The following is a 12,163-nucleotide window of genomic DNA, read 5'->3' as shown; positions in this document are numbered from 1 at the left end:
TACATAGGTGAAAGATACAAGTTTAAAATTTCTTATTTATTGTTTCGTATATCATCTTATTATTGCTAAGATGGATTTAGCTAATGGGTTACATTCTATTAGGCAATGGAACACATTTTTTGTAATAAATACTAATTAATGTAATTTAAAAGATATATAAGACATGCTTTATATCCGTAAATTGTAGAAAATACGCTATACTTCCCGTATAAAAATAAATGGCTTTATATCAATATTTTTTCAATGTATACAAAAATTATTGATAATCTGAATGCTATTTTTTCATAGGAATATAATCTAATAAATATCTGCAAAATTTTCATTCTGAAATTTCGTCATATATTAACTTCAAAATATAAAGATAGTACATTTATCCATAAAAAGATATTAATTTCTAGTAAGATATATCTGATACACTCTTTTGCAAAATCGAATAAATCCAATTATACCGTATCTCTTTTTTTTGTCTCATTTGATTACATACTCCCATTAATTTAATTAGTTTGTGTAATAAATAACGTATTGATAAAAGATATTTTTTCTGTTAGTATTTCTCCTAGTACGTAGTTTAAGAATATGGGGGTAGGGTATGAATTTAAAATTTTGGATGGTAACTCCTTTTGAAAAGCCGGATGTACGGCTTGCTTTGGAGTTTAAAAAAGCTGGTGGATTTCCAGTTTTACATTTAGGTTGGGATAAGGGAGAAGCAGAAGTAGCGTTAAAAGAATTAGCAATGAGGATTGATCATTTTGGTGTTTGTATTTCTGATATAAGGATGGGAGATATAGAATTACCGAAAAACGTAACAACGATTGTTCAACCTTGGGGATTTCCGAATACTAGAAAACAAGAAGTAGTATGGCAAATCCATTCGATTGAAGAAGCTCAGGAAGCATTATATGAAAAAGCAGATAAGATAATTATTAAGGGAGCAGAAGGTGCTGGATTAAGCGGGAAAGAAACGACCTTCCTATTGTTCCAACAAATCAATAAATTATGCAAAGAAGTTGAAGTTTTTGTTCAAGGTGGAGTCGGGATACACAGTGCAGCGGCATATGGAGCGCTGGGAGTAACTGGTATTATTATGGATTCCCAGTTAGCTCTATTCCCAGAATGTTCTCTTCCAGAGGCGGATAAAAAACATTTAGGCCATTTAAGTGGCAACGAGATTCAAGACAAAGATGGGTACAAATTCTATGTACTACCGAATAAAGAAAATGTAACATTAGGGCAAGATATATTATTAGCTACTGATTTGGTAAGCGAATATAGACATTTAAAATATTTAGTAAAAGCGATTTCGCGGACGATATTTTCACATGTAAAGCAGGCAAAACAGCACGATATATTAGGAGAAAATTCAGTACTTTCGAAAGAATTGAATATAAAGTATCCAATCGCTCAAGGTCCGATGGCGCGTGTTAGTGATATACCCGAATTTTTAGGAGATGTGGCATCAGGTGGAGGTTTACCATTTTTTGCTATGAGTATGCTTTCTGGAGAAGTCGCAGAAAATGCTTTAGAAAAAACAGCAGAAATTTTAGGGGATAAATCTTGGGGCGTTGGTATTTTAGGCTTCATTTATCCTTCGAAATTAGAAGAGCAAACACAACTGATACTAAAAGCAAAGCCAACACATGTGTTAATTGCTGGCGGTAGACCAGCTCAAGCTAAGGTATTCGAAAAGGAAGGCATTAAAGTTTTTATTCATACGCCTGCTCCTGGTCTTTTGGATATGTTTATCAAAGACGGCGCGCGTAAATTTATTTTTGAAGGTAGAGAAAGTGGTGGGCACGTTGGGTCCATCTATTCGACAATTTTATGGGAAAAGCAAATCAATAAAATTTTGAAAATTAACAAACCTTCAGAAGTAACTGCATTTTTTGCTGGCGGTATTCACGATGATTTATCAGCTGCATTTGTTCGTATTATGACAGCACCTTTAGCAGCTAGAGATGTAAAAGTTGGTGTATTGTGTGGAACGGCATATTTATATTCGCACGAGATTGTTGAACGTAAAGCCATTACAAGTACGTACCAAGATATTTTGATAGAAAAAAATCAGACGGTGATTCTTGACTCAGGTAAAGGACAACATACGCGATGTGCTCCATCGACGTTTACTGATTTTTTCAATGCCGAAAAAGCAAGAATGATTGCTGAAAATATGGATTCTGGGGAATTACTGCTTAAGTTGGAGGATTTAAACCTTGGAAGACTTAGGATAGCTTCAAAAGGCATCGAGCGTCATGGCGACAAACTTTTGCCGTTATCGACGGAAGAACAACTTGAAAATGGCCTATTTATGACGGGTGCGATCACTGCTTTTAGTAATAAGAAGCGCTCGATTAAAGAAATCCATAAAATGATTGGTGAAGGCAGTAAAGAGATAACTGATAAAATTGTACTACCAGAATATACAAAAAAAGGAATCTAAATCAACGGATATCGCAATTGTTGGTATGGCAGGTATTTTTCCAGGTGCAGAAGATAACGAGCAGTATTGGAGTAATATTGTTTTTGGTAAAGATTGCATAACGGAAGTACCCGATGAGCGTTGGTCTAAAGAAATGTTTTATGACCCAGATACAAAAGATACGGATCATGTTGTTTCTAAGTGGGGCGGATTTTTAGGTAAACATGACTTCGATGCGTTGGAATTTGGTATAACGCCACAGTCTTTAGCAGCCGTTGAACCCGTTCAATTATTGAGTTTGCTTGTGACGAAGCGAGCACTAGAGAATGCTGGATATACCGACTTGGATAACGGTGATTTCGAGGAGACTTCTGTCATATTTGGTGCGCAAGGTGCGGGAGAATTGGCGACGTCTTATGGTTCTCGAGCTGGATTACAACAATTACTCGGTGAATTGCCAGAAGAGGCGAAAGAGATTTTACCAAGATTAACAGAGGATTCTTTCCCTGGTGTGTTGTCGAACGTTATTGCGGGTAGAATTTCGAATCGCTTGAACACAGGTGGTCGTAACTTCACCGTAGATGCTGCGTGCGCTTCATCGCTAGCTGCTCTGGACATTGCTTTATCAGAGTTAACGACAGAAAAGGCAAATATGGTCATTTTAGGTGGCGCGGATTTGCATAATAGTATTTATGATTTCTTGATGTTCTCGAGTACGTTTGCCTTATCTAAAAAAGGACGCTGTGCCACTTTTGATGAAGGTGCGGATGGTATCGCGCTTGGAGAAGGTGTCGGGGTCGTGGTTCTAAAAAGATTAGAAGACGCAGAACAAGATGGCAACAACATTTTAGCGGTGATTAAAGGTATCGGTGCAAGTAGTGATGGCAAAAGCCTAGGACTTACAGCGCCAAGTCGTAGAGGACAAATAAAAGCCTTGGAGCAAGCATACGAAACTGCCGGAATTAATCCTTTAGACGTTGGTTTGGTCGAAGCACATGGTACGGGGACGGCTGTAGGAGATCAGATCGAACTAAATGCGTTGACAGATCTATTCGTAGATAGTGGTTCAGAGCCAGGTAGCGTTAAGTTAGGTTCCGTAAAATCTCAAATCGGTCATACAAAATGTGCGGCTGGCGTAGCAGGCTTAATGAAAGCCGTGAACAGTGTACGTTATGGTATATTCCCACCTACATTGCATTTAAATCAGCCAAATGCAGCGTACTTCCCAAGTAGTCCATTTTCTTTCCGGACTGAAAAATCAAGTTTCTGGAATGCAGAACGTCGTGTTGCAGGAATCAGTGGCTTTGGTTTTGGTGGTACCAATTTCCATACGATTATTGAAAACTATGGTAACGAAGTAGCGGAAACTCCAATCGAACATTGGCCTTCTGAATTATTTGTTTTTGCAGGTGAAACGCCAGAAGAAGCTTTTGAATTAATGAAAAAAGTACAAGAGGTTTACGAAATAAATAATAAATTAAAAATGAGAGACATTGCGTACTCTGCGTTTAAGCATGGGCAAGACAAGACTGTGCAATATGTTATCGTAGCTAAAACGCGAGAAGAGTTGCTTGCTCGTATTGAAATGGCTAAAGAAGGACATACCGATGAAAATATTCAAAAACTAGCTAAAGTAGATGGAAAAGTAGCCTTTATGTTCTCTGGTCAAGGAAGCCAACGTATCAATATGGCTGCAGACTTATTCATGGTATTCCCTCAATTGCGTAGTCTTTTGAAAGGGAATGAAAAGTATGAAAATATCTTGTTCCCAAATCAAGCCTTTACACCGGAAGCTAGACGTGCGCAACAAGAAATAATAAAAGATACAAGAAATGCACAACCTCTTCTTGGAATCGTGGATACTGCCATTTCTCAATTACTAACTTCGTTTGGTATTCAACCAGATATGGTAGCAGGACACAGCTATGGAGAACTTCCTGCCTTGAGCTTTGCAGGAGTATTTGATACAGATAATTTGCTGAAATTAAGTGAAAGTCGCGCAGCCGCTATTTTGTCCTCAGTGGGTGAAGATACTGGGAAAATGGCAGCTGTTCATACCGATACAAACACAGTTGATGCAATGATTGACGAACTAGAAGATGTTTGGGCGGTTAACTATAATTCTCCACAGCAAACAGTTATTGCAGCAAGTCAAAAAGGCATGGAATTATTCATTAAAAAAGCAGAAGAAATGCAAATACCATACACAGAAATCAATGTGTCATGCGCGTTCCATAGTCCTCTGTTGGCTGATGCGGAAGGTCATTTTGCGGAAGCATTGAGCGATGTTAAATTTAAGAAAGCAACGTTACCAGTATGGTCAAATACAACTTCCAAGGTGTATCCACAAGATCCGAAAGCTATGAAACAACGATTAGCTGAGCACGTCGTAAAGCCTGTTCGTTTTGTGGAGCAAATTGAAGCGATGTATGAAGACGGTGCGCGTGTATTTGTTGAAGTTGGCCCAGGAGGTACCCTTGTTGGTTTGGTTAATAAAACATTGGATTCGGATAAAATTGTCCCTATACAAGTTGAGCGCTCCGACGAGGAAGGCCTAACTTATTTCTTACAAGCATTGGCTAAATATATGACAACCGGTAGAACGATAGACATGGAAAATATGTTCAAAGAAAGGAAGGTCACATTGATTGATTTAGAAAACACGGATAAGTATAAGAAAAATGCAACTGTCTGGAATGTAGATGGTCGAGCTGCAATGCCAGAAAAAGGAGAACTACCTGCTCATGCTGGGAAGCAAGTACAAGGAGAGATTCTTTCGTTGGATAGATTAAAGAAAAATTATTCAGGAACTGCCAATCCAGAAGAGATTGTCATGGCCTATTTAGATAACATGAATGCAATGGTACAAGATCAGAGAGATGTAATGTTAGGCTATCTAGGAAGCCCAGATATTTCTCCACGGATGGCAACAGAACGTAGACAATTTGCGTATAACAATGCTCCTGAAGGTATGGATAACAACGCTAATCTGATAGAACTTGCAGAAACAGAAGTTGTGGAAGAAACAAATGGCCTGCCTGATGTTGCGAGTCTTTCTTCTGATGAAATAGCGAATATTATTTTAGAAATTGTTAGTGAAAAAACAGGATATCCAATTGAAATGCTTGACTTAGATATGGACTTGGAAGCCGATTTAAGTATCGATAGCATCAAAAAAATGGAGATTGTTGGAGCTTTAGGTGAGCGTGTAGCTATGCCTGAAAGTCAAGATGGTGGAATGGATGAATTCTTCGAGAAAATGATTTCCATTAAGAAATTTAGAGATCTTGTTTTCTGGATAGAGGAAATCGGGAAATCGATGGAAGAAGGAACGGCTTCGACCTCAAGTTCCACAGAATTTGAAGGGGTAGCTGCGTTAGATCATTTAGCTTCTACGGAAAACGAAGATGAAATGTTGCCAAATGACGTTGTGCGCATGATTTTAGAAAAAACGTTAACTCCGATTGATGAAATAAATGTGGCTAGCGTCAAAGATAAACTGTTTGCTATAGCTACAGGGGATAAAGATTTAGGAACGCAAATCGTAGAGGTATTGAATCAACAAGGAGCAAAAGCTGGCTTAGTTGACGAAATGGTCTTGAATGAGTGTCACGGTTTAATCATGATTCATTCTGTTGAAAATAAAGAACAAACAGGAGCGAAGCAATTATTTAACCTGTTGAAACAATCTGAGATGAGTCATTTAGAATGGGTTATCGCGTTAGATGATACACCGAGCAAGGAAACTAACGTAGTACCAGAAGGTTTCGCGGGACTTATTAAAGCACTTGTTCATGAATACGCGAATGTTGATTTCTGTTCGATAACGGTAACAAATACACTAGAAAAGGAAGAATTAAGTAAAATTGTGCTCCAAGAACTAGCTGTTGAAAGCAAATATCCAGAAATTGTGTATGAAGGAAAAGAACGTTTTAAAGTTGTTCCTACAATAGTGAATTTAAGTGAGGAAGAGTTAAGCGAATCCACTCTTGCCCTAAATCCAGAATCTGTTGTTTTAGCATTAGGTGGCGCACAAGGTATCACACCACACTTATTATCTAACTTTGCCAAAGAATGCCCATGTCATTACGTGTTAGTTGGAAGAACAGCATTTAATGGAGTAGATGAAGCGCATAAAGATTTAGAAACAATCGAAGAAATTCGCCAACATTTAATTACAGTAGAAGGTTTGAAACAGCCGAAAGAAATTGAAGCTCAAACAAAACAAATTTTTTAAAACGAAACAAATTGCTTCTTCCATAGCTCTAGTAGAACAAAATGGTGGAAAAGTAACGTATAAAAAAGCCGATGTAACAGATCAAGAAGAGCTTCGTCAATTGATTACGGATGTAAAAGAAGAACTTGGTCAAATTGATGGCGTCATTCATGCAGCGGGAATTCTAGAAGATAAATTGTTTAAGCACAAAGAAATAGCTTCTTTTGAACGCGTTTATGACACGAAGGTATTGCCATTAGAAGTAATCATGGATGAACTCGGAACAGAATTGAAATTATTGGTCTTGTTCAGCTCTATCTCTTCTGCCTTTGGTAATGCTGGTCAATGTGACTATTCTTCTGGAAACAGTGCAATGGATGCTGCAGTAACCAATTTCCAAACGGCGAACCCGTCATTAGTTATCAAATCATTTAACTGGGGACCTTGGAAAGGTGCAGGTATGGTAGACGCAGGATTAGAAAGTGAGTTCCGCAAAAAAGGGATTAGCTTTATAGAGTTAGATAAAGGCGCTGAATTCTTTGTAAAAGAAATTTTTCATGGAAAGAATTCACGAGTTTTAGCTATTGCTGGTGAAGAAGAAAATATGGCTAACTTTATTGATGCAGCGTTGATAACGGAGAAGAGGAGCATGGTAAATGTCTGAAAAAAAGACAGCTAATCAAGATATTGCGATTGTCGGCATGTCTATCTTTTCTCCAGCGGGAGATAGCGTAGAAGAATTTTGGCAAGGCATTTCTGAAGGAAAAGATTTTATCACAGATGCTCCTAGTGATGTTATTGATCCGTATCATTTTGAAGGAACGCCAAATGGAGTTGACCGTTTTTATTGTAAACGAGGCGGTTTTAGTAACGCATTTAAAGTAGATCCGCTTCGATATGGTATCTTACCTGTAGCTGCTAATGGAATTGAACCAGATCAGCTAATCTCGATGGCAGGGGCTGAACAAGCTCTTGCCGATGCAGGTGTATTTGAGAAAAATATTCCTCTTAAAAAAGGGAGTATCATTATCGGAAAAGGAAATTTCTCTGGAGTAGTTCCGCTTCGAAGTCTTGAAATTATTCGTATGGCGAGACAATTTACATCTATTCTTAAAACAACATTGCCAGAATTAAAAGATGAAGATTTAGAGAAAGTAAAAGAGGCTTACCAGAGCAAACAAGGACGCTACCAAGCAGACATGGCAATTGGAACCATGCCTAACTTGGTAGCCTCGCTTGTGGCTAATAAATTTGATTTGCAGGGTCCAGCATATACTGTCGATGCTGCTTGTGCAAGCGGAATTGTAGCGATTAATCATTCTATGGAATTGTTGCGTAGTGGCGAATGCGATATCGCTGTCGCTGGTGGGATGCATAGTGCCCATAGTGCGATGTTTTGGGGAGCATTTGATATGCTTGGAGCTATGTCTAGAAAACAAAAAATTGCTCCATTTAGTGAAGATGCTGACGGCTTATTGGTCGGCCAAGGTGGAGGATTTGTTGTTTTAAAAACCCTGAAAAAAGCCGAGGAAGATGGCGATAAGATTTATGCGGTTATCAAGGAGTCAGCTATTTGTAGTGATGGAGCTGGAACCCATGTAACGGTTACTTCAGTGGAAGGTCAAGTAAGAGTTTTAGAAAAAGCATGGGAAAAAGCAGGAATGAACCCAGAAGAATTAGGTTATATAGAAGCTCATGGAACAGCAACGGTTGTAGGGGATAAAACAGAAATTAAGACATTGAAAACATTTTTTGGAGATAACACACATAACAAAGCGTATGTTGGATCTGTTAAGTCTAATATTGGTCACGCTATGCCAGCAGCTGGGATGATCGGCGTTATTAAAGCTGCATTAGCCCTTTACCATAAAAAAAATACCACCAACTTTACATTGCGAAAATCCATTACCTGAAATGTTTGAATCACGCTTTATGCCACCACAGAAACTCATGGACTGGAAAGAAAGTGAATTACCATTAGTGGCTGGTGTCAATGCTTTTGGATTCGGCGGAATTAACGCACATGCTATTCTTACAGCATACGAAGCACCAGCAGATGCCAAACCGCAGAAAAAGAAACCTTATTTTGGTGAAGCCTTGATGATTTCTGCAAAAACCAATGATCAACTTATTGAAAAAATTAAAAGGGGAGATTACACGAATACGGGCGGAAATTATCGTCTTGTTATGTTCACCCTAACAGAAGAAAGAATAGAACGTGCTATTTCCATCATCGAGAAAGGCAAAACGTGGCATGGTCGCTTTGATATTTGGTATAGCAATAATCCAATGCTATTAAACGGAGGAAAGATTGCTTTCATGTTCCCAGGTTTCAATCCTGATTGGGAAAGTGAGAGTAAATCGCTTAGTGATGCTTTTGATTTGCCAGATATAGAAGAATTTGTTAGTTCAATGGATATCAACAAAGAGAAGACGGCGGAAAAATTTATTAGTTCATTAGCTATTAATGAAAAAACAGACAAATCTGCTATTTTGGTTGACTACATTAATTTCCTGACAAAACATTCACTCGATAAGTTAAATATTGAAGCTGATATGTATTTAGGGCATAGTATTGGAGAATGGCAAGCTGTAAGATATGCCGGTATGGTTGAAGGAAATGGTAACAAAATGATTGAGACGATGCGTGATTGGGATGAACTAGTTAATTATCCCCTTATTGCTGCAAGTGGTATTGGTCTAGATAAAGCACAGAAATGGTGCGAAGAAATTCCTGATCTTTACATGGCTAATGATAATTGCCCTAATCAAGTATTGTTTAGTGGGACACAAGAAGCGGGTGACAAATTATGTTCGCTACTTGAGCTTGAAAAGATTTTTTATACAACGATACCTTTCTCAGGAGGTTGGCATACACCACTTATTGCTGAAAGTATGGATAAAAGTCAAGAGTTTTTAGAATATGTAGAAGTGAAAGAAGGAACAGTTCCAGTTTGGTCTTCTGCAACGCTTGAACGTGTACCCCACGAAAAAGAAAAATATGTAGAATTAGTCTCAGAGCAATTATTTAAGCCAGTCTATTTCCGTGGCTTAATTGAAAAACTATATAAAGAAGAAAATGCACGTATTTTTATCCAAATTGGGCGAGGTCCATTAACGAACTTTATAGAGGACACGTTGAAGGGTGAAGATTTTGGAGCGATAGAAGCCAATGTTTCTATTCGTGACGGTGCAGATCAACTTCGCAGAGTTCAAGCTTTACTCTTTGTTGAAGGAAAAGAAGTAGATCCGACGTTCTTAGGCGTAAAACCGATATACCAAGTAGATAATAGCTTGTTGATTATTCCGCGTGGTGCACCAAATGTTGTTGCTGATTTACCTGAGTTAAAAGCGGCAGTAGCGAATAGTTATGGAGACGCTGGTTTATCCGCTCTATCAGAAGGTTCTACGAATACGGAAAATAAAATGCCAATTCCAACAATGCTTAGTGACAATATCCGTGACGCTGTAAAAGTGCAGAAAGAAATAGAACAACTATTTGAAAAACGCATACAAGCTGTTGGTGGAAAAGAAAGAGCAGTAGTGCAGCGACGCACGGTAGCTAAACCAAAAGAAGTACGAAATTTGGAACCTTTTGAAGAGCCGCTTGCGCTTCATTTCAAAGATCATCCGTACCTAGTGGATCATTCCATTGTCCGTCAGCCAAAATGGTGGGATAACCAGGAAGATTTAAATCTAGTTGTTCCATTCACGATGACGATTGAATTATTATCTGAGGTTGCTAAGAAAAGAATGCCAGATAAAAAACTAGTGAAAATTAAGAATGTGGCTGCGTATCAATGGATCGGGTTAGAAAAACCATTTGATGAAAAAATAACAGGAAAATGGTTATCAGAAGACACTATCTCATTGCAACTTGGTTCCTATGCAAAAGCAGAGTTTGTGTTTGCAGACGAGTGGCCGGCGCAACCAAAAGAGTTCACAGGCACCATCGATATCGGTGAGAGTATCATGAAACCATACACGAGTGAAGAGTTTTATGATTTATTCTCCTTCCATGGTCCGCAGTATCACTCGTGTAAAGAAGTATCAAAAGTATCCTCAAGAGGTATGCGAACTTCTGCCGAGAAAAAAGAAGGAAAAGGGTCCCTACTCGATATTATGGGGCAACAACTAGGTCTCTTTTTACATTTGACTGCTAAGAAGAACACAATTTCTTTCCCAGTACGTCTAAAAGAGATGGCGTTATATGAAGATATATTTGACCAAGAAGGCGAATTTGAACACACGTTACAAATTACTCGAATGACGGAATCTGTTATTGCTGGAAATATGATTCTAAAACGAGGAGGAAAAGTTTGGTCTGTTGCTAAAGACTTTGTTTGTCAACGATTTGAGAATCAGTTGCCTGTTTGGTACGTTATTTTGAAACCACAGAAAAATATTCTTGCAGAACAACTCGAGCCTGGCGTATTCCTGTTTAACAATACAAACCAAGAGAATATTTTAGGCTTACTTTCTAAAAGATATTTGAATGAACAAGACAGACAAATGTCAGAAGCACTAGAATCAGCAAAATTACAGCGTCAGTTCCTTATCAGCCGGATTGCTTTAAAAGATGCAGTGCGTCATTATGTAGCAGAAAATAAAGAAGATATGATTTATCCAATCGAAATATTCTCTGGGCACGATGAGCAAGGTAAGCCTACAGTGAACGGCCATGAATTGAGTAGAGATAAAGTAGATAATTATCATGTATCCATTGCTCATAAAGAAAATATTGGCGTAGCCATGGTATCCGACCATGCAATCGGTATAGATATTGAAAGCATTGAAGAAAAAAAATGCTGACTTCCTGAATGTAGCGTTTACTGAAAAAGAACGAACTATGCTTCAAAAATTAGGAAATCAGACAGAAGACATTATCCGTTTCTGGGTAGCAAAAGAAGCAAGTGCTAAAAAAGCAGGAACTGGTTTTAAAGGACAGCCACAGAAATTTGAAGTCACGAAGGTTGAAAATAATATCTTATATGTGAATGAAGACTGTGTGAAGACGTCTGTTATTGAAGGGAAGTACGTGGTTGGATGGACAATTTAAATGAGCAGCAAGTATTCTTGAAGCTAAAGGCATTTATTGTGGAGATTATTGGAGAAGATGTAGCTGGATTTATTGAAATAGGTCAATCCAGTCGTTTTGTTCAAGACTTAGAAATGGACAGTATCCAAATCGTCGTTTTTGCAGAGAAGGTAAAAAAAGAATACGATCTGAGCACAGAATTTGTTGGATGGATTGCTAAAAAATCTATGAAAAAAATTATCAACATGACCATTGGTGATGTCGTCGAGTTTATCGTTCACAACAAATAGTTTTAGCTCTGCTGGTTTGAAATAATATATGTATTGATGGAGAGGACTTACCGTTCTCATCTGGGGCGCAAGCTTTTGATGGGGAGGTTGGTGCCTCTTTCTCTGAATAAAAAGATGGAGAACGAGTTAGATGTTGCAAGCCTCACACCCAATTTTCTTTGAAGGATAGAGTGTAGGAAATGAAAAAATACAGAAGAAAAATA

General features: G+C 38.2%; 7 protein-coding genes. All 7 read left to right on the top strand.

All coding sequences use genetic code 11. From position 1 onward, the window contains the following. Window positions 1-589: 589 nt before the first annotated feature. From PCORN_RS18720 to PCORN_RS14725, 7 genes are read left to right on the top strand one after another with little or no spacing between them, the layout of a single operon-like run. Window positions 590-2,437: a beta/alpha barrel domain-containing protein gene (locus PCORN_RS18720; RefSeq protein ID WP_051999521.1), complete on the top strand. Its 1,848-nt coding sequence runs from the start codon at window positions 590-592 to the stop codon at window positions 2,435-2,437. Further along, the gene (locus PCORN_RS18715; protein ID WP_051999520.1) at window positions 2,403-6,653 is read left to right on the top strand and encodes a type I polyketide synthase; all 4,251 of its coding nucleotides are present in this window, start codon (window positions 2,403-2,405) and stop codon (window positions 6,651-6,653) included. The genes PCORN_RS18720 and PCORN_RS18715 overlap by 35 nt, the downstream gene beginning before the upstream one ends. Further along, window positions 6,625-7,296, top strand: a complete 672-nt coding sequence (locus PCORN_RS18710; protein ID WP_051999519.1) for an SDR family NAD(P)-dependent oxidoreductase — start codon at window positions 6,625-6,627, stop codon at window positions 7,294-7,296. The genes PCORN_RS18715 and PCORN_RS18710 overlap by 29 nt, the downstream gene beginning before the upstream one ends. Beyond that, the gene (locus PCORN_RS18705; protein WP_051999518.1) at window positions 7,289-8,545 is read left to right on the top strand and encodes a beta-ketoacyl [acyl carrier protein] synthase domain-containing protein; all 1,257 of its coding nucleotides are present in this window, start codon (window positions 7,289-7,291) and stop codon (window positions 8,543-8,545) included. Before PCORN_RS18710 ends, PCORN_RS18705 begins: the two co-directional genes overlap by 8 nt. Window position 8,546: 1 nt before the next feature. Next, window positions 8,547-11,444 (top strand): ketoacyl-synthetase C-terminal extension domain-containing protein, encoded by a 2,898-nt coding sequence (locus tag PCORN_RS14730; protein ID WP_077913934.1) that lies wholly within the window; start codon window positions 8,547-8,549, stop codon window positions 11,442-11,444. Beyond that, window positions 11,425-11,691 (top strand): 4'-phosphopantetheinyl transferase superfamily protein, encoded by a 267-nt coding sequence (locus PCORN_RS18700; protein ID WP_159102611.1) that lies wholly within the window; start codon window positions 11,425-11,427, stop codon window positions 11,689-11,691. The genes PCORN_RS14730 and PCORN_RS18700 overlap by 20 nt, the downstream gene beginning before the upstream one ends. Continuing rightward, window positions 11,679-11,960 (top strand): acyl carrier protein, encoded by a 282-nt coding sequence (locus PCORN_RS14725; protein ID WP_036082002.1) that lies wholly within the window; start codon window positions 11,679-11,681, stop codon window positions 11,958-11,960. The genes PCORN_RS18700 and PCORN_RS14725 overlap by 13 nt, the downstream gene beginning before the upstream one ends. The last annotated feature ends 203 nt before the right edge of the window (window positions 11,961-12,163 follow it).

It is taken from the genome of Listeria cornellensis FSL F6-0969 (assembly GCF_000525855.1).
In the GTDB taxonomy this organism is placed as follows: domain Bacteria; phylum Bacillota; class Bacilli; order Lactobacillales; family Listeriaceae; genus Listeria_A; species Listeria_A cornellensis.
Note: the sequence above shows the minus strand (reverse complement) of the source record. Positions and strands in the feature narration are given on the sequence as shown.

Coding starts and splice junctions, on each gene's coding strand:
- PCORN_RS18720 (WP_051999521.1), top strand. CDS start 590: ATGAATTTAAAATTTTGGATGGTAACTCCTTTTGAAAAGCCGGATGTA.
- PCORN_RS14725 (WP_036082002.1), top strand. CDS start 11,679: ATGGACAATTTAAATGAGCAGCAAGTATTCTTGAAGCTAAAGGCATTT.
- PCORN_RS14730 (WP_077913934.1), top strand. CDS start 8,547: ATGTTTGAATCACGCTTTATGCCACCACAGAAACTCATGGACTGGAAA.
- PCORN_RS18705 (WP_051999518.1), top strand. CDS start 7,289: ATGTCTGAAAAAAAGACAGCTAATCAAGATATTGCGATTGTCGGCATG.